Genomic DNA, 22,470 nt, shown 5'->3' with positions numbered 1-22,470 from the left:
ACAAGCCCATCCTCTCATTTAAATGGTTTTCCCTATTAGTTCTACTATTACGACATTTGTTTGCTCTTTTCCTCTTTTTCCACCAAAATCTTTCCATATGTCAATTTTCTCCACAGCCATTCGATGGGTCCTGTCTTAAATTTTGACAACCAAACTTCTGCAAAAAGTACTTGAATGACAAAGACGCCTATTGCAATCCATGTTCCTGTTTCTAAGTCAATTTTCCCATAAAGACCGAGGCCATACGAATAAAAAATAAATGTCCCGACAATTGATTGTGTAATATACGTCGTTAACGACATTCTGCCTGCCTTTGCAATTGGTCGAAAGACAACTTGGAAAAGCGGAATTTGCATAAGAAGCAAAAGGAAAGCCATATATCCAAATGCAAGCAAAACGCCGCCGAACGTTTCTTGTAACAGCTGATTAGAAAATGTTGGTCCTTGTGTGAACGGTAATGCTTTGATCCAGATGCCGCCCGCACCGCCCAGTACAGCGACGATTGCCAACGGAACCTTTAACGTATGTGCGCGCTGTATGATCTTCCATTTCGACAATGCAGCCCCCAACATAATGAGCGGCAATACGATGATAAAACCAAGCATAAAACCACTTTGAACACCAATGACAAGCCAGTCCTGAAAACGCTGCGCAAAAATTTCTGAAAAACTCCCATGGGCATAGGCTGAAATAGACAATTCAATTTTATGCAAATCGACAAATTCAGCTGTTGCTGTTTCAGAAGCAAGTCCTTCCATCCAGCGAAGGAGAAAAATAAACGCGCCCATTGGCAAGCTATACAAAACAATGGCGAATGCCGACAGCCATTTTGCGGGAATCCGGACGAATAAAATTAACAAAAACCCCATGACTGCATAGGACATTAAAATATCTCCCGCCCAAATGAGCAACGCGTGGATAAGGCCAAACATCAATAGAATCATCATCCGACGCGCAAGTACAGGGGCAAAAGGAGTTTGTAATCTTTTTGCTTTTTCATATTGCATATTAATGCCATATCCGAAAAGAATGGCAAAGATCGGATAAAATGTGCCTTGGATAAATATACTAATCCAACGGTATGTTTCGACGTCTGACGGCACTTGAAACCACGTAAAAGGGTCAATATAAATAATTGGCGTATGGAAAAACAACATATTTGCGATAAAGATCCCTAATAATGCAAACCCGCGCATCATGTCGAGCGCGGCTATGCGTTCTCCGATCATCGTCGGTGCAAACTTCACAATTCTTCCTCCCGAATGTGTACGGTTCTCTCACCATCAAACAAATAAAGAATCATTTCTTTTATGTGAATACCCGTAATATTTTCAATCGCTTTTTTATACAAGTTCAGCTGTATACTGTAACGTTTGTGCATCTCAGTATCCACTGCATCTGCTGAATGAAAGCGTCCTTGAATCCGATCTGTTTTATAGTCAAGCAACACCCACCCATCTTTCTCTTCAAACAAACAATCGATGATCCCTTGCAAAATTTGAAAATCACCATCTTTGCCATCGAGCCCATACGTAAACGGTAATTCTCGTCGGATACGGGAAGCCTTCATTAACCGCTGGGCTAAATTCGATTGACAGAAATGTGCGATCGCCTGTGTATTTACCGCATTCGCTTCTTCAGAAGTGAGCAACTGCCGTTCCAATAATTCTGTAACAAGCTGCTCAATGTCTGCGACAGTATGAACTTTGCGCAAATCGATATGCTGCATAACCGCATGCATCGCAGTTCCAACCTCGGCAGATGATAACGAACGCTTTTGCATAAACGAAGGACGATCATGAAGATAGGCTGGACTGACATCCCCCACACTTGGTGCAAGCGCATCCACATTTGACTCTTTTTGAAGAATAGACAGCCGTTTCAGTTCACTGACCGTCTGTTTAGAGCGTTTCGAAACAGACGCAAGATGCGGGTAGACAAAATCGAAGCGGGCTTTTACTTCGTCCAGTAGTTGTGGGTCAATCGGTTCGATTTCAACTGTTTCCTGCATCGATTCTGACTCTTCATCACCATCATCTGTTTCATTCATAAACGCCGAGGTCGGCTGTGCGTTAATCGTCCATTTTGATGGATGCGCAATCGTTTCGCCGTCTTGAATCATTCCAAACTTTTCGTAGTCGGTATGGCGTGCAACAGCAGGTCCAACCCAGTCCAAATAACTGTTGGCGCGGGAACGTGTATATTCTGGCAGCATGTCATTGGGTTCCAACATTTGTGCATCTTGCCACTTCGTCATCATTTTTTCGATATCTTTCACCGAAGCAATCATTTCTAGATGTTCTTTCGCACGCGTCATTGCTACATAGAGGACACGCATTTCTTCGGCACGCATTTCAAGCTCTTTCTTTTCTTTCATCGCAAGAAAAGGAAGCGATGTATACATAATCCGGTTGTCGGGATCGATCGCTTTCACCGCAAGCCCAAAATGTTGATCGAACAAATAAGGCTCATTAAAATCCATTTTATTAAATTGGCGGCCAATGCCGGCTACAAAGACATACGGAAATTCCAAACCTTTCGATGAGTGAATCGTCATCATCCGTACAACATTTTCTGTTTCGCTCAAGGATCGGGCAGCCCCAAGATCATCGCCGCGCTTTTTCATTCGGTCGATAAATCTTAAAAACCGAAACAGTCCACGAAACGATGTTTTCTCATAATCGATCGCACGGCTATGAAGCGCCCGAAGATTGGCTTGCCGCTGGTTGCCATTTGGCATTACACCGACCATTTCATAATAATGCGTGTCTGCATATACTTGCCAAATGAGTTCAGACAACGAACCGCGTCGGGCTAAGTTTCGCCATTCCTCAAAATGAATCATAAACTTTTGAATTTTTTGCTGCGCATCACTTGAGATACCAGCACCGCCGATTGCAATGAATTTTTTCAACGCATCGTAGAAAGGTACATTTTTTTCCACTAACCGAATCTGGGCCAGCTCATTTTCTGTCAGTCCAACGAATGGAGCGCGAAGCACGGAAGCGAGCGGAATATCTTGGTAAGGATTATCGATCACACGCAGCGTATTCAACATGATCATTACTTCCATTGCATCAAAATAACCGCGAGAAAGCTCTGTATAAATTGGAATACCCGCAAGTTTAAACTCCTCCGCAATTTCACCTGACCATGTCATCGAACGCATGAGTATGACAATATCCCGGTATTCGATCGGCCGCTTCGAATCGCTAAATGCATCGGTCACTTCCACGCCAGATGCCATCAGCTGCTGAATTTTTCGGATCATGTATCTCGCCTCGGCTTGCGAGCTTTTCAAGTCCTCTTCCGGCGTATCCGCTCCTTCATCATCCTGATGCTCATAAAGGAGTGCCAACTCGGCAGACACAGTTTTTTCCGGGTATTTCGCCCCATATTTTAAAGCCGCCGCATCGTCATAATCGATTTCCCCGACACGTTCTCCCATAATTTGTGAGAATATATAATTCGTCGCATCCAACACTTCTTTTCGGCTTCTAAAATTGGCATTCAAGTCGATTTTTAATCCTTCTGCGCCATCATCATTCGTAAAACGGCTATACTTTCCTAAAAATAACAGTGGTTCAGCAAGTCGAAAACGGTAAATCGATTGCTTCACATCGCCAACCATGAACAAGTTCCCATCCGCTTCCCCGCCGCTTTTAACAAACTGTACGATTGTTTCTTGCAGTAAATTCACGTCCTGGTACTCGTCAATGAGCACTTCAACAAAACGGTTTCGGTATTCCAGCGCAATATCAGATGGAACGAGCACACCATTTTCTTCTCGGGATAAAATTCGAAGGGCATAATGTTCTAAATCCGAAAAGTCAACGATTCCTCGTTCAATTTTCACCGCCTCATAACGTTTGGCAAATTCAACGACAAGTTCGATTAATGTATGCATCGTGGGCGCCATTAAACGAATCTCATCCAAAAGCCGTGCTGGTGTTCTCGTAAAATAATCATCCTTTAATGTGTTAACAATCTTCTTCACAGCATCACGAATCGTTTTCGCACGTTTCGTAAGCTCTTCATCGCATGAATCTTTTTTAATCCTTCCCGCTGTCACCCATTTTAACGAATTGAAATAGGCATATATTTCTTCCCATGTCGCTTCCGTTAACAAACGGATTGCCTCCTGCACCCATTGTAAATCGGCATCGGCTGTTGCCGCGAGCGGTTCTGGCCCATCCGGCATCAGCGTAATCCGCTTAGTATCATGAAGCAGCGCCTCCGCCTCTTCTAGTGAATGGCGAATCGCCGTCTTTAACGATTCGATAAAAGGTAAATCCTCAATAGAGGCTGCGTCGCCAATTTCATATTGCTGCGGAATTAGGCGCAGCCATTGTTCTGGTGATGGGTGCACCCTGGAATAATCATAAAGTCGGTCGATCAGCGTTTCAATCGATTGGTCATTCCGATCAGACGTAAAGCTATCCGCTAAACGATACATCGCTTCTGGATCGGCCTGGCTATAGGCCGCCTCCAATACTTCGCCGACACAATCGTCCCGGAGTAATGCCGCCTCCGTCGTATCCGCAAGGCGGAAGCCCGGGTCAATATCGAGTAAATAAGCGTATTGACGGACGACATTTAAACAGAAAGAATGCAGTGTTGAAATTTGCGCTTTGTTTAACAAGTTCAGCTGTCTGCGCAAATGAACGGAACTAGGCTTCTGTGCAATGGCTTCTTCTAATGCTTCCGCCATTCGGTGACGCATCTCCGCCGCCGCCGCATTTGTAAAGGTAACGACGAGCAATTCATCAACATCAATCGGATTTTTTTCATCTAGTACTTTTTCAATCATTCGCGTGATCAGTACTTTGGTCTTTCCCGAACCTGCGGCGGCAGAAACGAGAATGTCCTTGCCTTTTGCCCAAATGGCTTTCCACTGATCGTCTGTAAACGTTACGCCATCAGGTTTCTTTGGAATTTGCATTGCCATCGACCTCCTTCCTCATTTTTTCCAATGACGTTTCTTCATCCATCGCCGAGTAAGCCCTCCATTTCGTTGACGGGTCCGTTTGATCAAACTGGCAGACCGCACGATAAGAACAAAACTCACATGGCATTTTCTCTTTTAATTTGTAAGGATAGACCCGGGTATCACCTGCAAGCATCGCATCCCCGGCTTTCTGGTGCCTTGTTCTCACAAACGATCGAATCATTTGCAAATCTTCAGCAGAAAGGACTTTTGAATACTTATAAAATGACCCGTCTTTTTTAATCGCTGCGGGAACAATAGCAGACGTGCTGCCGATATTCGCATCCATTCCCATGACAACTTCTTCATCTTCCAGTAAATAGCCCCGCATTTTATAGGACTTTGAAATTTCTTGTTCTAATAATTGCTCCGTAAGTTCTGTGCCCGATCGAATCATTGGATTATGAACGTGTAAATAGAGGACACCGGCAGGGTCTGCGTGAATGCCGAGCCATTCATCTGCATTTTCAATTGCGACATCTAAATACGTCAACATTTGCAAGGATAATCCATAATACACTTCTACTAAATCAAGACTTCTCGCAGATGATTTATAGTCGACAATGCGCACGTAGTTTTTACCGCCAATTTCAGTCGCATCAACGCGATCAATTCGACCGCGCAGCTTCATCGCATCACCGCGGCGAAGCTTAATTTCAAGCGGCGGCAGTTCTTCGCCTGGACCAAATCCCGCCTCAACCGCGATCGGCTTAAAGCTGGAGGCTTGCGCCTGGGATTGCAAGGAATAGATCGTTCTTTGAATGATGCGCATGAGCTTTCGTTGAATGTATAAGTAACGGCTCGTTGATAATAAAATGCGGTGGAAGAAGTATGGCGATAAATCCTCCACTGCTTCCCTCGAGAGTCGCCAGCAATCCTCTCTCGTCAACTCGGCCCATGATTTGCCTAAACGAAGGATTTCATCAGAAACCCATTTTAAGGCCGCATGGAATAGATCACCGATTGCAGGTGCTTCCAACGTAAATTCCGAACGCTCCTGCAAGCCTAAGCCATACGTTGCAAAGTGTTGAAACGGACAGCTGTAGTACGACTCAACGCGAGAAACACTTGACACAAATGTTTTGCCGTACAATCCTTCCGTCAATTCCGGACGTAATTGTTCTGTTTCGTTGCTTTCATTCATCGGTTGAAGTACATGACGAAGCGTCGATGACCAATAAGGATCATTTTCAAAATACGCATAGACCGCTTGCCATTCTGGTGACAGTTTCCCAGAATACGTCTCCTCTTTTAACTTCATCGATAAAAACGGCAGTACCGTCCGTGGATGACGAATGTATTGAAATGAGGCTTCCTCGTCTGATACCTCAAACGGATCCGTCGCAACCGTTATCTTTTTAGTTCCCAAAAGCAGCTGTTGAATTCTCGTAATATACAATGAAGGAATAAGTGCTTTCCCCTCTTCGTCTGCAATTGGATAAGATACATAAAGCTTTTCACAAGCAGCTGTAAAGGCTCGATAAGCAATATAAGTCTCGTCCATTAATTGCATTTTTGACGTAGGAGCCAATTCAAATCCAATCCCAGTAAACCATTCCCGATCCCCGTCCGATAAAATTCCTTCATGATCAATGCGCTGGGGCAGTACGCCATCATTCACGCCTAAGACAAATACTGCATCAATATCCATTAAACTTGCCACTTCAAGTGTTGTCACTGTCACTTGGTCAAGGGATGGGGGGATGCGAGTGAACTCCAGCGAGTCGAACCCTTCATCTAAAATATGAATCGCCTTCTTCAGAGGCATTTGTGTTTCTCCAAACATTAATACGAATTGGTCCAAAACATGAATCCAGCTATTCCATGCTTGTTCATGCTCGGCTGCACCAAGTAATCTGCCAACGCGCTCTTCCTCTGCACGCAAATCTATAATTTTATCAAAAACATGCAGTTTCTCCATAAATTTAAAAAGCGCTTCTGCCACTTGTCGGCCATTTTTTGCACGTTTCAACTGTGCCTCCAATGTGGCAAGCGGTTCTCGTATAACGTCCCGTACAAGATGGAGCTCTTCCTCTAACGCTTTTTCTTCATTTGTCTGAACCTCCGTGTGCAGTTCAAGCCCTCGGTATTTTTTCACGCGCCAATGCTGATCATCAAACCATCTTTTCCCATAGATTCCTCGTCCAAGTACATAGTTTTCTAATCGATCCGCGCGTTCACGCCAAAGGACCTTCGTCTCTCCATGCGGGAAAAAGAGATCCGTTTTCACTGCACGGAAAATCGTTTCATAAGACCAACCTGACAAAATAGCTTCTAAAACGGATCGTGAAAACTCGATCAGCGGATGATGTAACATCGGCTTTTTCTGGCTGATAAACACAGGAATTTCATACTGCGGAAAAATCGACTCAATGAGCTCATCATACTTCTCAGGCTGACGATACAATAGCGCAACGTCTTTATACCGCTTGCCGGATAAGATTAACGCACGAATCTCCCTGGCGATTGCATGCACTTCGGCTTGCGGATCTGCAGCTTCAATTAGCTGTACATTGCCGCTTGACTGCTTGCTCGGTGTTGGATAATGATCAAAGGACGCTTCCAGATGACGCAGGTCATCATTTTTAAAACGCTTTGCCTCTCCCAGATTGAAGTCTGCTTCCACTTCAACTGCATGCTCGCGTGCTAATTGCCGTAACCTCAAAGACGTCCGCACTGGGTTGAAAAACAACTCGTGGTCTGCAAAACCAAATTGTGCACCTTCCATCGGCAAAGACACTGTCACTCGGTCTGCATACTTCATCAGTTCTTGGATGATTTCATATTCGCGGGTTGTAAAGGTTTCAAATCCATCGATATACACTTCGGCCCCTCGTATGAGATCGGCATGTTGGATTTGCGTAGCCAGCAGCGCCAAATACCCTTCACTGTCGACAAAAGAGGTCCCGAGTTTTTCTTCAATTTTCGAAAGTAATAATGCCAAATCATCGGCTTTGTCGAGCAAAGTCTGCGGTGCATTCGCTGCAGTGAGCTCCATTTTCAATTCATCCATCGTCCCCGAATGAAGACAATAGCGGCTAAACTCTTTCATCAAATCGCCAATTTGTTCTGTAAATCCTCTTTTCGTGGCCGCTTGGCGAAACATTTTAAATTGATCTTGATTTTCTTCTAATATGCTGCGGATGAGCATGCGGTAACCGAAACCATCGATCTCTTCACGTGCAATCCCGCCCACTTCTTGTAATATCCGCCACGCAAGCCGTTTGAATGTCAATACTTGCGCACGAACGATGCCATTCAATCCAAAATTGACAGACAGGCTATGTTCCATCGAAAACGACATTTGGTCAGGTACGATTAGAATGATCGGAGCACCCAGCGGATCTTGCTGTAAAGATGCCGCGATTTCACGTTCAATGAATGTTGTTTTTCCTGATCCCGAACGACCTGTAATAAAACGAAGCGACACGTTATTCCTCCTTTTCAAACTACTATCTATCGTTGGTACAATGTAATCTTTTACGGAATCAAAAAGTCATCCTTGCTTTCCATTGTACAGAAAGAAATGGATGACAGAAACCCATACAGTATAAAATATCGAATATACGTTTCATTTATTCTTGATCATAATCCTGCCGGCTGGAGAATGATTGAAAATCGTCTTTCACTTTTTTATTGAGTCTGCCTTCAAATTCCTTCCCGATTAGCCAGAGAAGAAAAATAATGAGCAGCACAATTGTTGTGCGCAGCGGCTGTGTCAATAATGCTTTTAAGTCATAGCCAATGAAACTAATCGTAAAGATCATGACCAGTTTCCCTGCCATTAATATAAGCAAATAATACACTTTTTTCATATTCGAAAAGGCAGCGACTAAATTGACTAGCGCTGACGGTGTAAAAGGGAAACAGAGAAATAAGAAAAGAGGCCCAAATCCATTCCGATCTACCCATCTAATAAGCGCACGCACACGCTTACTTTTTGTTAAAAATCGCAGTAATCGGTTGCGCCCATATTTCCGAATGACAAGAAACACGATATACGAACCGAGGACTGTACCTACCCATGAAAGGATAAACCCTAGCCATAAGCCATAAGCACTTGCATTGGCAAACACAAACACAAAGAGAGGAAGAAATGGCAAAAAGGCTTCAATAAAGGGCAGCAAAATACCGATAAATGGACCGAGCGTCTTATAATGCTGAGCCAATTCAAAAATTTTGTCTACATCTAGCCATTCGCTCATCGCAACCCCTCCTTTTCTCATCAAGTATGTTTAATCATTGCACCAACAATACAATTATCTATTTAGAATTTTCCTTATCCTACCTCCATTTAAACACGGCTTTGTAGTATAATCACATAATATACTTACGAAAGATGTGACAAACTTTGGAAAAAAGTCAATTTTCAGCAGGTTTAAAGGCTGGTACAAGCATAGCCATCGGGTACTTTCCTGTTGCGCTTGCGTTCGGTCTGCTGGCAAAAACAACCGGACTTACCATGATAGAGGCAACAGCCATGAGTATATTTGTCTATGCGGGTGCCTCACAATATATGGCGTTAAGTTTGATCGCTTCCGGTGTCGTTCCTTTTTTAATTGTAACAAATACTTTTGTCGTAAACATACGACACTTTCTCATGAGTGCTTCCTTGAACGTCAAAATGGATCGTGCGCCGAAATGGCTAAAAGCGATCTATGCATTCGGTGTAACGGATGAATCCTTTTCAGTATTAGCAACAAGTAAAGAAGAAAAAGTATCGACTCCCTTTGCATTTGGCGTTATGTTGATCGCCTATGGGAGCTGGGTTTCTTTTACGGCAATCGGCCATATGATTGGCGCCAACTTACCGCTCTTTTTGCAAGCAGCGATGTCGATTGCATTGTACGCAATGTTCATCGGACTGCTCGTTCCATCGATGAAAGGAAACCGTAAAGTTGTCATGCTTGCGGGTTTGGCGGCTGCCATTCATAGTATCTTGCATGTGACGGGTGCTCTTTCTACCGGTTGGTCCATTCTTGCAGCGACACTCCTATCCTCTATTGTCGTTGAGCTCTTTTATGTGCATGGCAGAAAAACGGCTGAAACAATGTATAAACGAGAGGAGGAAGCTTGATGGGCGCTGCTTATTGGTGGATGTTATTCGGTATGGCACTTGTCACGTACATCCCTCGTATGATTCCTTTAACTTTCTTAGACGGAAAAGAACTGCCGCCGATCGTCGCAGGTGTTTTGCGCAATATTCCCTACGCTGTCCTCGGCGCACTTATTTTCCCGGCCGTATTGCTTGTCCAAGAGGGGAATTTGTTATTTGGCGTCGTCGGTGCAGCCGTTGCATTTCTCATCGCATTGTTAGGCGGCGGTCTCATGTCTGTCGTCCTAGGCACGATTGGTGTGCTGGCGATTTATAGTTTATTTATATGAGCCTTTGAAAGTCCAAATTTCCAAAAGAAAAGACCGTGCCATTTAAAGGTACGGTCTTTTTATTATTCTTTTTGCTGCCTGGCACGATCAACCATACGCTTCGCATACCAAAAGCCAATCGTTAAAGAGAGTGCATCCGCAGTATATAACAACCAATTATGCGTATAACCTGCATAAACAGATGCAGCGATCAATGCGAGCGTCAAGGTCAAACCGACGACATGATGAAAGGTTACCCGTGTAAACAACACGACTAGTAGTCCAGGCAAAAAGATTGCTAGTAATAACTTTGTTCCAAAATGCTCCATGTCCTACCATCCTTTCGTTCAATCCTATCGTACAACAAGCAATCCAAGGCGGTGATGATCATGATGATAAACGACCTGCTGGGTGAGGCGAACCTCCCCCTGGCGATCGATTACTTGTAAACGGCAATGCGCAGCATTAATTTGAATCGCATCGTAAAGCTCTTTTTCATTATTGACACGAATACCATTGACGGATTTAATACATTCGCCTGATTTAAGCCCCATCTTTTCCGCCGGAGAATGCGGTAAAATACCTGCAATCACGACTCCCGATGGCATTGGCGCCGCAACGAAGCCTTTGCTATACTCGCGAATCGTGGAATGCACAGAAATTCCGATTCGGCCAATCAATCCGATCTGAAGCGCCACCCAGCCAAGTATTGGCATCCAAAATGCCAACAGGCCCACTGCCACAACAATAAGACCCGTCCAAACGACAGATAAGCCAATTTTAGGCAGTGAAAGTTCCGGGTGAACGGCACGACCCATATGCGAAAACCCAATGACAATCGGCACCGGTATAAAACTAAAAGCTGCATTTCCTAATGTAAACTGTGGCCAGTAGGGTAAATAAGCTGAGATCCATTCACCCGGAATGAGGAATACAACTGGCAATAGCCAAAGTCTTTTTGACTTAAAAACAGCAGCCCGAAGTCCACGATTTGTTTGAACAAAGTACGGGGATGTGTAACGAGCAGTATGCCTTCGAATCAACAATCCTTCTATAATTAGTAATAATCCCGCAATAATTGGGATCGTTATCGCCAGATCACCTAACAAGTCAAGTTGCTGAAGCGACCAGCCCCGGTACGTGAATTCTCCTGCATACAGTTGTAAAAAATAAAGTGCAAAAAATGCACCTGCTGCATAATAAATCGGTGAAGCGATTGTATAAAAAAATGATAGCAATACAATAAAAGTAATGATCGATAGTAAAACAAGCCATCCTGGATCGACAATAAGCCCAACACCGGAAATGCTCACGGACAGCACAAGCGCATAGAGCCATGATTCTGTTAACAACTTCCTAAACTCTGTTAATCCTGGGAGTAGACGAACTTTAAAATTACGCCGTTCCCGTTTCACGCGAATATAGCCTAAAATAACGGCCGTAATTAGTGTCAAAAGGAACAACGGATTAAGAAAAAAATAAGCAATGGCATAGATAATTTGTTCCGCCAAAATGGTCACCCCCTAATTACGAAGCGATTCGTCACCTTATATTGTATCAAAATTAGACGTACTAATGTGAGGCTGGTGGTGATTTTTTCTAAAACACAATGACAAAACAGCTTCCAGCACAAATGGCTGGAAGCCGTCAACTTATTTGTTGCTAATCTTATGATGCAAATAGCCTATCGCCATTTGCAATTGCTCATCGTTTTTCTCGTCTTTTCTGAACTTCTCCACTTTCTCTTTCAGTGCAGTGAAAAACTTTCGATCCATGACATCCCCTTCGTCCAGTTTAGCATCTGCACGGAAATCGGTTACACCCATTACCGTAGATTCATCAAAATAGCCATCTTTTCGCTCCACACCGTAACCAAGGCCAATTAAAAGCCGCTGGGCGTACGCAATATCATCATGGAAATCGCCCTCTTTATACTTCTCCATAACTGGTCTTACATGCTCTTTAAACAAATCGTTTTGCTTTACTTCCAGATCTGGTTCAACACCCTTGCCATGAATCCATCGTTCTTTCGGCGTTAGCCACTTATGTGTCGATAACTTCATTTCACCGCCATTGGATAAGTCCATCGTTTCTTGAACGGTTCCTTTACCAAAGCTTGTGGTTCCTGTAATATATCCGCGCTTCAAGTCTTTTAATGCACCGCTTAAGACTTCACTTGCAGAAGCGCTGCCTTTATCCTGCAATAGTGCAATCGGTATATTTTTCAACTTCTCGTCGAATGCAAACTTCTTTGACGAGTCTGTAACTAACGGTGTGAGTGTACCATTTGCTTCTTGCATATGAGCAAAAACTGTGTCTTGGCTTAATAGGCTGCCCGCAATGTTTCCAACACTGTGCAAATACCCCCCGGGATTTCCACGAACGTCAACGAGCAATGCTTTTGCTCCCTTTTGAATAAGCTCGTCTGTTACTTTTTTCCACTCGGCGGCACTATCTTCTCCAAACATCGTAATTGCTATGTAGCCAATTTTCTCGCCGCGCTGTTCAATGATTTTTCCAGTAACTGTTTTGACAGGAATGACTTCCCGCGTAATGGATAATTCAAGATGCTTGTTTAAATCCGGGCGATAAATGGTCATCTTAACAGCTGTTCCTTCTTTTCCTCGAATCCTTTTGACAACATCTTGCAAGGATGACCCATCTAGCCTTTTCCCATCAATCTGAACAATTTCATCGTATGGCTGCAATCCAGCTTTCTCAGCAGGGGATGATTTCACTGGCGCAACGATGATGAACTTTCCATTGGAACGGGTGATTTCTGCACCAATTCCGACTCGTTCTCCTGCCAATGACTCTTTATGAGCCTTCGCTTCTTCCTCCGTAAAATAAGTAGAATACGGATCTCCAATCACATCGGCCATGCCGCGTAATGCACCTTCAACTAATGCATCCCCTTCAACCGGATAAACTCCTTTTTCTTTAATGAGCTTGTATGCCTCATCGATGACTTGAAATGAGCTTGAAGGGCCTTCCGTTTTTGTTTCGACTTCCTGTCCGGAACATCCGTCGAGTACTAAAAATACAATAGCCGCCACAGCAGCCAACGTCATAAAAAGCAAAAACCGGCTTCTACGCATATGTAATAGCTTCCCTCCTCCGTCCACTATATGAACAGAAAAGAAAGTTTACGACAGCGCAAAACCGGCTTTTTTCAATGTAATCTTCTCACAAGCTCTTTCATCATTTTCTCATCCATTGGTCCAACGATTTTATGGGCAATCGTGCCATCTGTATGAATTAAATAAGTTGTAGGGATCGGTTTAATTTGATACGCATCGATTGCCCAACCTTCTTCATCGAGCAAAATCGGGAAGGTGAGCTTATAACTATCTTTAAATTCCTTTACGCCTTTTAAACCGCGTCTTTCTGTTGTCGACAAATTGACCGCGACGATTTCAACATTGTCTTTTTCCTTGTACTTTTTATAATACTTTTCCATATGCGGCATTTCCGCCCGACACGGACCGCACCAAGACGCCCAAAAGTTTAAAATGACTTTCTTCCCTTGCAGATCAGATAACTTTACTTCTTCGCCAGAAAGCGTTGGCAATGTGAAATCAGGCGGCAAATCTCCTTGTTTTAAACCTACGTCATCTTGATCATTCATGTTATAATCCGCGCCAATCAGATATTCTATATCCGGCTCATTGGTTGCTAGATTCGATTTGACCATCATGACGACAAGGGATCCTATAATGAGCGCACTGATGACTAGACCTACCGTTTTTTTCTTCACAAATGCTCCTCCGATCTTTTCATGAAATGATGCCCTTTCAAATAAATGAACGCAAAGAACACCACAATGACAAACGTGCTGATTAATGGCTTCCCTATAACTCCTTCTGGTTGAAAGGCCGCTGCAAAAATATGTACAGCCATTAAAAGCATTGTAAGCTGAAATGGCCAAACGCCGCCTTGGTTGCTGAACCTCCAAAAAAATACTGCGAATCCTCCAAACAGGAGAATTGTCATGACACTAGCGACCAAACCGCCATCATTCAAAAACACCATCATCATTTGATAAAAGGCCTGCGCCAGTACAGCACCTGTCAGTAAAGCAAGCAACCCATCATCTTGGAGTTGTCCTTTCAAAATATGGTACAGCGTTTTGCCAATAACGACTAGCAAACCGAGCGAAAACCCAACCATCCCCCCGTGAAAATAAATAATCGCTAGGGGTGATCGAATGACAGAACTGAAATTCGTAATGATGACACTTAACTTCCATATTATGATTAAATAAAAGAACATATCTGACACAACAGCTGCAAGTTTTCTGCCGTAACGAATTCTGACAGCGATGTAAGCAAAGATAAATGCTGCGATTAAAGCAATCCAAGATGAAGATACGGACAAATTCCCAATGATATAATAGCGAGTCACTGTCATACCGTTTTCCCCTTATCCTTTTTCACTTCTATCCTAACGAATCCACGTTAAGAAAACGACTTTTCTGCCTAAAAAAGACCCACTCTCATAGATCATATTATGAGGTGGGTCTTTATTCTACTTATAAATTGATATAACGTAATGGGTTAACAGCACTTGGACCCGATGCTGACCAGTTGCCTACATGAATTTCAAAGTGAAGATGCGGCCCTGTAGAAGCCCCAGTGTTTCCAAGTCCGCCAATACGCGCACCTTTGGCAACTTGCTGGCCAGAGCTGACGCTAATTGAGGATAAATGCGCATAAACACTTGTGAAAATTTGTCCATCAATAGAATGCGTAATCATCACGACATTCCCGTAACCACCCATTGAACCTGCATGCGATACAACCCCTTCAGCGGCCGCAACAACCGGTGTGCCGACTGAGTTGGCAATGTCAATTCCACGATGCTGGCGCTGTATACCATAGATCGGGTGTGTACGCCAACCGAATGATGAGGTATATGTCCCCGCTGCTGGCTTCGTCCAAGAGCCGCTTGAGACAGCTGGAAGAGGCGCGCTGCTTGCGGATGATGAACTAGATGACGAACTAGAAGAGGATTTTTTAGCCGCCGCTGCAGCTGCTGCCGCTGCTTTTCGTTTCCGTTCAGCTTCGCGGGCAATTTCTGCCAAGCGCTGCTGTTCAGCGCTTATTTTTGCTTGAAGTTCTTTACTCACTTCATACGCTTCGTGAAATTCTTTTTCAAGTGAGCTTTTTTCTTTTAGTAATTTTGCTTGTTCTGCTTCCAGTGAATCGATCAGCTTATTTTTCTGCTGTTTTTGTGATTCTAGGGAAGCTTTTAATCCTTCTAAATCTCTTTTATTTTCTTCCTGTTTTGCTAATTTTTGTTCAACCAGTGCTTTTTCTTCTTCAAGCTGCTTTACATCCTCATCTTGCTGCTTCATAATTTTCCGGTCTGCATCCATTAATGTATTGACTGCAGAAAAACGGTCAATGAAATCTGCAAAACTATTTGCACCCAGCAACACATCGATATAGCTAACTTGTCCACCTTTTACTTGCATCGCACGCACACGATCCCTTAAGACCGCATCTCGCTCCTCAATTTTCTGTTCTAGATCTTGAATGGACGCACGCAACGCATTAATTTCCTCGGTTGTTACATTGATCTCATCGATGACGCGGTTAATGGTAGACGTTGTATCCTCTATTTTTCCGTTAAGTGTAGAAATTTGATCTAAAATTGAATCGATTGTTGATTTATTTGTGTTAATTTCAGATGATTTCTTTTGAATAGTAGAGTTTAAGTTTTGTTTCTTCTGTTCTATTACTTTTTGTTCGTTTTGCAAGTCTTTTAATGAGCTCGCTAAAACACCCGGAGCCGCTAATGTTGTAGACAAAAGCAGTCCCGCTATTACGCTGGCAAACAGCCACTTACGCTTTTTCAACTCTCAAAATCCCCTTTCAGGCTTACGATCTCTTTATACCTTTAAAAACTTCCGTACAGACATGAAGCTGCCCCATATACCGATCACGATTCCCATGACGAATAACAAACCGTTCAACTGTAATAAAAATGGCATGGTATCTAGTAAGTGGAATAACTCTGCTTTTAACTTTGGTGCCCAGTGAGCGTGCAATTTGTAATAAGCAATCGACACGATTAGCATTGGAAGAATAGCCCCTAAAACGCCTAACCAGATCCCTTCCAACACAAATGGAATGCGAATGAAGTTATTCGTTGCACCTACTAGCTTCATAATCTCAATTTCTCTTTTTCTAGCTGTAATCGTAATCCGAATTGTATTTGAAATGAGAAACATGGCTGTAAATAACAGCGCGATGATCAGCGCAATGCCAATATTTCGGCTAACGTTTAACACTTTAAAAAGCTTTTCAACTTTTCCTTTACCGTATTCGACTTCATACGTGTATTCATATGTATCAATTTTTTTGGCGATTGCTACGGTCTCTTGTGGATTTTTCGCTTTTACATAGAGCGCATCGCCAAGCGGGTTACTCTGTTGGTATAATTTAAGTTCATCCCCAAATGACTGAATCATTTTGTTTAACTCATCATCTCTTGAGGAATACACAACTTCAAGGACACCTTCCGTTGCCCGCACTTTGTCTGTTAGCTCTTTTACCATTGCTTCATCAGCAGCCGGATCAGCGATCACTTTAATCTCTACATCATTTTCGATATTTACAGCTAATTCGTTTAAGTTCATCATAATGACCATAAATACGCCAACGAGTAATAAAGTAACAGTTACCGCGCTAACCGAGGCAAAGGTCATCCAATTGTTTCGACGTAAACTTTTTAAACTTTCCCGGAAATGACGGCCGATTGTTCTAGCTTTCATAGCCGTAGTCACCCCCGAATTCATCGCGTGTGATTAGTCCGCCTTCTATCGCAATTACGCGGTGGCGAATCATATTCACAATTTCCCGATTATGGGTGGCCATGACAATCGTCGTGCCGCGAGCATTAATCTGTTCGAAAATCCTCATGATCTCCCATGAAATTTCAGGGTCCAAATTCCCTGTCGGTTCATCTGCTATGACAACTTTAGGTGTATTGACAATAGACCGCGCAATGGACACTCGCTGCTGTTCTCCGCCAGATAACTCATTCGGAAACATCCGCGATTTTTGCGTCAGTCCGACAAGCGCAAGCACTTCATTCACTTTTCTTCGAATTTCTGCCGGCGATTCTTCAATCACTTCAAGTGCAAATGCGACATTCTCGTATACATTTAACTTCGGTAATAGTTTAAAATCTTGGAAAACGACGCCAATTTCTCTTCGCAAATGAGGCACTTGTTTGTTTTTTAAAGTTGCAAGGTTGACGCCATCAATTACGATCTCTCCACTTGTCGGTACTTCTTCTCGATACATCATTTTTATAAAAGTCGATTTTCCGGCCCCACTTGGTCCGACTACATATACAAATTCCCCGGGGTCGATTTCGACATGAATCCCATTTGCCGCAACGACGCCATTCGGATACTTTTTGTAGACATTTTTCATCACAATCATACTAAAACCACCTGATTTTTTATTCCCCTTTTTTACCGACATGCCCATTATAACATGATTCGCATCGTTCGGTATTACAGTTTCATTTCATTTTGAATAGGCGAAGATCCTTGATATGAAAAGACTTACATACTAAAGTCATAATTCGAAACAACTACATATATTTCATCATCCGCCTCCTTTTTGTAACATCCTTCCGTACAGCAGGATTTTACAAAAAATAAAATAATTGTCAAAGTTCAAATGAATATGCAGAAACAACAAAAGCGCAGGATGCCTGCTCAGCAAAGGTACGTAGTCTAAGATCGCGACATCCTGTCGCAACGACTGCATGATTAGCATCCTGCTGACCCGAGCGTCTGGCGCCCGGAGCCTAGACGTAAAAAAGACCGCCCATTTCTAGGCGGTCTTTACAATTTAATTTATTTTTTCTCTGCTAAGTATTTAGCAACTGCTGTGGCTTCATCACCTTTAATAATTCCTGGTGGCATAGCCCCTTGACCATTAATAATAATATCGTGAATTTGTTCTTCAGACATTGTTGCACCAATTGCGTCAAGTGCTGGTGCATTTCCGCGTCCTTCGAGGTTGTTCCCATGACAGGACACACAGCTGTTGTTGACGATTTTCTCAGCATCGACACTTGCTGTATCGCCACCTGTGTTATTGTCGTTGTTGGCGTTGTCACCGCCGCCACCACACGCTCCTAAGATAAGTGCAGCGCCAAACAGGACTCCGAGAAACTTAGTTTTCATGTTTCTTCCTCCAATACTGTAAATGTTGTATTGCAAATATAAGTATACCAAAGGTTGGCATAATTGAACCCTACACGATTTGTAAATTTTTGTCAAAAGAGGAGAAGAACGGCGTCATATCAAATAAATGCCAATTCTTACATTTCTGTGAACAAGTCATTTACCACTCATTTAGGACTGCCCTCTACTCCTTACTATACACCAATTTGCATTTTCCAAACATTTTACATCGTATTTTCGGTGGAGGCCAATGCTCGTTAAGAAATGCGGGAACGCAGATAAGCATTAATGAATGCGTCAATCTCTCCGTCCATAACAGCACCGACATTTCCTGTTTCTGCATTCGTACGGTGATCTTTCACCATCGAATACGGGTGGAATACGTAAGAACGGATCTGACTGCCCCATCCAATTTCTTTTTGTTCACCACGGATTTCGAGCAGACGTGCTTCTTCTTCTTCAATTTTAATTTGATAAATTTTCGCTTTCAACAAATTCCAAGCACGTTCACGGTTTTTAATTTGCGAACGTTCAGTTTGACAAGTAACGATGGCACCCGTCGGAATGTGGGTCATTCGAACAGCGGAGTCTGTTGTGTTGACGTGCTGTCCGCCCGCACCACTTGAACGGTACGTATCAATTTTAACGTCTTCAGGTTTAATGTCGATGTCGATATCCCCTTCAAACTCAGGCATTACTTCAATTGACGAGAATGACGTATGACGACGGCCTGATGAATCAAATGGAGAAATACGCACAAGACGATGAACGCCTTTTTCCGCTTTTAAATAACCGTAAGCATTATGCCCTTTAATGGAAAGGGTCACAGATTTCACGCCTGCTTCATCGCCCGCTTGATAGTCAAGTGTTTCTACTTTAAAGCCACGATCATCAGCCCAACGCGTATACATGCGTAGCAGCATGGAAGCCCAATCTTGGGATTCTGTGCCACCTGCGCCAGAATGGATTTCTAGAATCGCGCTATTTTTATCAAATTCGTCACTTAACAGCATCTGTAATTCAAAGTCTTCAAGCTTCCCTTTGAATTCTTTCAGCTCTTCGCCGAGTTCCTCCTGCAAATCTGCGTCAAATTCTTCACGCAGCAGTTCCAACGTCATTTCTAGATTTTCTTGTGTATCATTTAACGCCACAAAATCGCCAACGATATCTTTTAAGCCATTCGACTCGGAAATGACCTTTTGTGCAGCATCTTGGTCATCCCAGAATCCGGGTTCCAACATAATTTCGTCAAGTTCTTGAATTCTTGCCTCTTTGTTTTCTAAGTCAAAGAGACCCCCTAAAGTCCGCTAATTTCTTAGCTGATTTGTCGAGCTCGTTCCGTACTTCCGATAATTCCATCATAACGTGTTCCTCCTGAATGTAGATTGCCAGGCCGCTTACGCTTTACCGTGACAATGTTTGTATTTCTTTCCGCTGCCACAAGGACATGGATCGTTGCGTCCAATATTGACAGCGCGGCGAGCCGGTTTTTTGCGCACTTGCTCTCCGCCTTCTTTCGGGTTCACTGCCTGACCTTTTGCGACTTCTTCCCGCTCAAGGTTATTGCGAATTTCAGCTTTCATCACATATTTCGCTGCGTCATCCTCGACTGACATCACCATCTCCTCGAACATCGCAAAGCCTTCCGCTTGATATTCACGAAGCGGATCTGTTTGACCATATGCGCGCAAGTGAATCCCTTGTCTGAGCTGATCCATCGCGTCGATATGATCCATCCATTTCGAGTCAATCGCACGAAGTAAAACGACTTTTTCGAATTCACGCATCCGTTCTGCAGACATTTCTTGTTCTTTTTCGTCATACCGCTCCATCACTGTATTTTGAATGAGCGCCGTTAATTCTTCCAATGACTTTCCTTCCATATCGGACTTGGTTAACCGTCCTTCTGGCAGGAGATTGGCGCCAAGATAATCTTCCAGACCTTTTAAGTTCCAGTCGGCCTGTTGTTCAGAAGATGTATGTGCCGCAACTGCTCGTTCAATCACATTCGTCAGCATGTCGTCAAGAATGTCACGAATATTTTCCGAAGATAAGACATCGTTTCGTTCTTTGTAAATAATTTCGCGTTGCTGACGAAGTACATCATCGTACTGAAGGAGACGTTTCCGCGCATCAAAGTTGTTCCCTTCGACTCGTTTTTGAGCAGATTCAACGGAGCGGGAGACCATCTTCGATTGGATCGGTGTCTCATCGTCCATCCCAAGCTTCGTCATCATTGATTTCATTTGATCTGATCCGAAGCGGCGCATCAAGTCGTCTTCTAGTGATAAGTAAAACTGGGTAACACCTGGATCTCCTTGACGCCCCGAACGACCGCGCAGCTGATTGTCGATGCGTCGTGATTCATGACGTTCCGTGCCAATGACCGCAAGTCCGCCAAGTTCTTGAACACCTTCACCTAGTTTAATATCCGTACCTCGCCCTGCCATGTTTGTCGCAATGGTTACAGCACCTCGCTGCCCTGCTTCCAAAATGATATCGGCTTCTCGTCCGTGGTTTTTCGCGTTCAATACATTATGTTTTATGCCGTACTGCTTCAAATAGTTCGAAATAATTTCTGACGTTTCAATTGCTACGGTTCCAACAAGTACTGGCTGTCCTTTTGCGTTGCGATTCTTAATCTCTTCTGCAACCGCTTTGTATTTTCCATTCATTGTTGCATAGATGAGATCTGCACGATCATCCCGCGCAATTGGACGGTTTGTCGGAATCGCAATCACATTCATATTGTATATATTGCGGAATTCCTCTTCTTCCGTTTTCGCAGTACCTGTCATCCCCGACAGCTTTTCGTACATCCGGAAGAAGTTTTGGAACGTAATCGTTGCAAGCGTCATCGTTTCATTTTGAACTTCCAAGCCTTCTTTCGCTTCAATCGCTTGGTGAAGTCCGTCACTGTAACGACGTCCTTTCATTAAACGACCTGTAAAGGAGTCAACAATGACAACTTCGCCTTCTTGTACAACGTAATCGACGTCAATATGCATACTAGCATGTGCTTTTAACGACTGTGTAATCGCATGATTCAACGCAACATGCTTTAAATCAAATAAGTTCTCAATTGAAAATGCCTTTTCCGCTTTTTCAATTCCTGCCTCCGTTAATACAACGCCTTTTGTCGATTCGTCGTAGGAATAATCTTCTTCTTTTTGCAAAGAGATAACAAAGCGGTTTGCCAATCTGTATAACTCCGCAGATTTTGCCGCCTGTCCTGAGATAATAAGTGGTGTTCGCGCTTCATCAATAAGAATCGAGTCCACTTCGTCAACGACGCCAAAAAATAGAGGCCGCTGTACTTTGTGCTCGTTATACAACACCATGTTGTCCCGTAAATAATCAAAGCCGAGTTCGTTGTTCGTGCTGTAGGTAATATCCGCTTCATAGGCTTCGTATTTTTCTTCCTTCGTTAAACTGTTCAAGTTTAAGCCAACAGTTAAGCCAAGGAATTCATACAATTGTCCCATTTCATTTGCGTCACGGCTCGCAAGGTATTCGTTAACCGTTATGACATGCACACCTTTTCCTGCAAGTGCGTTTAAATAGACGGCTAATGTAGACGTTAACGTCTTCCCTTCTCCTGTCTTCATTTCCGCAATATTTCCTTCATGTAAAGCAGCCGCCCCAATGATTTGAACGCGGAATGGATACATGCCAAGCACACGGCGGGATGCTTCGCGAACAACCGCAAATGCTTCAACTTGCAAATTGTCCAGTGTCTCTCCATCTGCCAATCGTGCTTTAAATTCTTCTGTCTTCGCTTTTAATTGCTCATCAGACAGTTGTTCCATATTAGCGGAAAGCCGTTCAACTTGATCTGCAATTTTTTCCAGACGCCTTAACTCTCTTTTATTCATATCAAACATTCTATTCAGTACGCCAAGCATTTTTG

Annotated in this window: 17 protein-coding genes; 2 read left to right on the top strand and 15 right to left on the bottom strand. The window is 43.4% G+C overall.

The genetic code is table 11. The features are described from left to right. Positions 1 to 47: 47 nt before the first annotated feature. The 4 genes from AU377_RS11560 to AU377_RS11545 all read right to left on the bottom strand — a co-directional run bounded on the left by AU377_RS11560 (position 48) and on the right by AU377_RS11545 (position 9,192). Positions 48 to 1,247 (bottom strand): DUF418 domain-containing protein, encoded by a 1,200-nt coding sequence (locus AU377_RS11560; RefSeq protein WP_253724475.1) that lies wholly within the window; start codon positions 1,245 to 1,247, stop codon positions 48 to 50. Further along, on the bottom strand, positions 1,244 to 4,948 hold the full coding sequence (gene addA / locus AU377_RS11555; protein ID WP_067407926.1) for a helicase-exonuclease AddAB subunit AddA: 3,705 nt from the start codon (positions 4,946 to 4,948) through the stop codon (positions 1,244 to 1,246). The genes AU377_RS11560 and addA overlap by 4 nt, the downstream gene beginning before the upstream one ends. After that, the gene (gene addB / locus AU377_RS11550) at positions 4,920 to 8,417 is read right to left on the bottom strand and encodes a helicase-exonuclease AddAB subunit AddB (protein ID WP_067407925.1); all 3,498 of its coding nucleotides are present in this window, start codon (positions 8,415 to 8,417) and stop codon (positions 4,920 to 4,922) included. The genes addA and addB overlap by 29 nt, the downstream gene beginning before the upstream one ends. A 145-nt stretch (positions 8,418 to 8,562) precedes the next feature. Then, entirely contained in the window at positions 8,563 to 9,192 is a 630-nt protein-coding gene (locus AU377_RS11545) for a TVP38/TMEM64 family protein (RefSeq protein WP_067407924.1), read from the bottom strand. A 146-nt stretch (positions 9,193 to 9,338) separates the two neighbouring features. On the opposite strand from AU377_RS11545, the gene AU377_RS11540 reads away from it, so the two are divergent. Together AU377_RS11540 and AU377_RS11535 are read left to right on the top strand one after the other, a co-directional pair. After that, positions 9,339 to 10,064, top strand: a complete 726-nt coding sequence (locus AU377_RS11540; RefSeq protein ID WP_067407923.1) for an AzlC family ABC transporter permease — start codon at positions 9,339 to 9,341, stop codon at positions 10,062 to 10,064. Next, entirely contained in the window at positions 10,064 to 10,372 is a 309-nt protein-coding gene (locus AU377_RS11535; protein ID WP_067407922.1) for an AzlD domain-containing protein, read from the top strand. Before AU377_RS11540 ends, AU377_RS11535 begins: the two co-directional genes overlap by 1 nt. Before the next feature lie 62 nt (positions 10,373 to 10,434). Here the strand turns inward: AU377_RS11535 and AU377_RS11530 are convergent, their stop codons facing one another. The 11 genes from AU377_RS11530 to secA all read right to left on the bottom strand — a co-directional run bounded on the left by AU377_RS11530 (position 10,435) and on the right by secA (position 22,465). Next, entirely contained in the window at positions 10,435 to 10,680 is a 246-nt protein-coding gene (locus tag AU377_RS11530; protein WP_067407921.1) for a CsbA family protein, read from the bottom strand. Positions 10,681 to 10,704: 24 nt separating this feature from the next. Further along, entirely contained in the window at positions 10,705 to 11,862 is a 1,158-nt protein-coding gene (locus AU377_RS11525) for a PDZ domain-containing protein (protein ID WP_067407920.1), read from the bottom strand. Between the two features lie 141 nt (positions 11,863 to 12,003). Continuing rightward, positions 12,004 to 13,449: a S41 family peptidase gene (locus tag AU377_RS11520; RefSeq protein ID WP_067407919.1), complete on the bottom strand. Its 1,446-nt coding sequence runs from the start codon at positions 13,447 to 13,449 to the stop codon at positions 12,004 to 12,006. A 74-nt stretch (positions 13,450 to 13,523) separates the two neighbouring features. Next, the gene (locus AU377_RS11515) at positions 13,524 to 14,108 is read right to left on the bottom strand and encodes a peroxiredoxin (RefSeq protein WP_067407918.1); all 585 of its coding nucleotides are present in this window, start codon (positions 14,106 to 14,108) and stop codon (positions 13,524 to 13,526) included. Beyond that, a complete protein-coding gene (locus AU377_RS11510) occupies positions 14,105 to 14,761 on the bottom strand; it encodes a hypothetical protein (RefSeq protein ID WP_067407917.1) in 657 nt (218 codons plus the stop codon). The genes AU377_RS11515 and AU377_RS11510 overlap by 4 nt, the downstream gene beginning before the upstream one ends. Before the next feature lie 121 nt (positions 14,762 to 14,882). Then, positions 14,883 to 16,211 carry a murein hydrolase activator EnvC gene (locus AU377_RS11505; RefSeq protein ID WP_067407916.1) on the bottom strand — a complete coding sequence of 443 codons (1,329 nt, stop codon included), beginning with the start codon at positions 16,209 to 16,211 and terminating at the stop codon, positions 14,883 to 14,885. 33 nt (positions 16,212 to 16,244) lie between these two features. Next, positions 16,245 to 17,129 carry a permease-like cell division protein FtsX gene (gene ftsX / locus AU377_RS11500; protein ID WP_067407915.1) on the bottom strand — a complete coding sequence of 295 codons (885 nt, stop codon included), beginning with the start codon at positions 17,127 to 17,129 and terminating at the stop codon, positions 16,245 to 16,247. After that, on the bottom strand, positions 17,119 to 17,805 hold the full coding sequence (ftsE, locus tag AU377_RS11495) for a cell division ATP-binding protein FtsE (protein WP_067407914.1): 687 nt from the start codon (positions 17,803 to 17,805) through the stop codon (positions 17,119 to 17,121). The genes ftsX and ftsE overlap by 11 nt, the downstream gene beginning before the upstream one ends. Before the next feature lie 422 nt (positions 17,806 to 18,227). Continuing rightward, complete coding sequence (gene cccB / locus AU377_RS11490; RefSeq protein ID WP_067407913.1) at positions 18,228 to 18,560, bottom strand: cytochrome c551; 333 nt, start codon at positions 18,558 to 18,560, stop codon at positions 18,228 to 18,230. A 257-nt stretch (positions 18,561 to 18,817) separates the two neighbouring features. After that, positions 18,818 to 19,919, bottom strand: a protein-coding gene (prfB, locus tag AU377_RS11485) for a peptide chain release factor 2 (RefSeq protein WP_156450447.1) whose coding sequence is annotated in 2 segments (ribosomal slippage) — positions 18,818 to 19,846 and positions 19,848 to 19,919 — 1,101 coding nt in all. Because the reading frame shifts where the segments join, the coding sequence is not laid out codon by codon here. 38 nt (positions 19,920 to 19,957) lie between these two features. Beyond that, entirely contained in the window at positions 19,958 to 22,465 is a 2,508-nt protein-coding gene (secA, locus tag AU377_RS11480; protein ID WP_067407911.1) for a preprotein translocase subunit SecA, read from the bottom strand. Positions 22,466 to 22,470 lie beyond the last annotated feature (5 nt).

Source organism: Sporosarcina sp. HYO08, from assembly GCF_001563475.1.
Taxonomy (GTDB): domain Bacteria; phylum Bacillota; class Bacilli; order Bacillales_A; family Planococcaceae; genus Sporosarcina.
The sequence above is the reverse complement of the archived record's forward strand: the minus strand, read 5'-3'. Positions and strand labels throughout refer to the sequence as shown.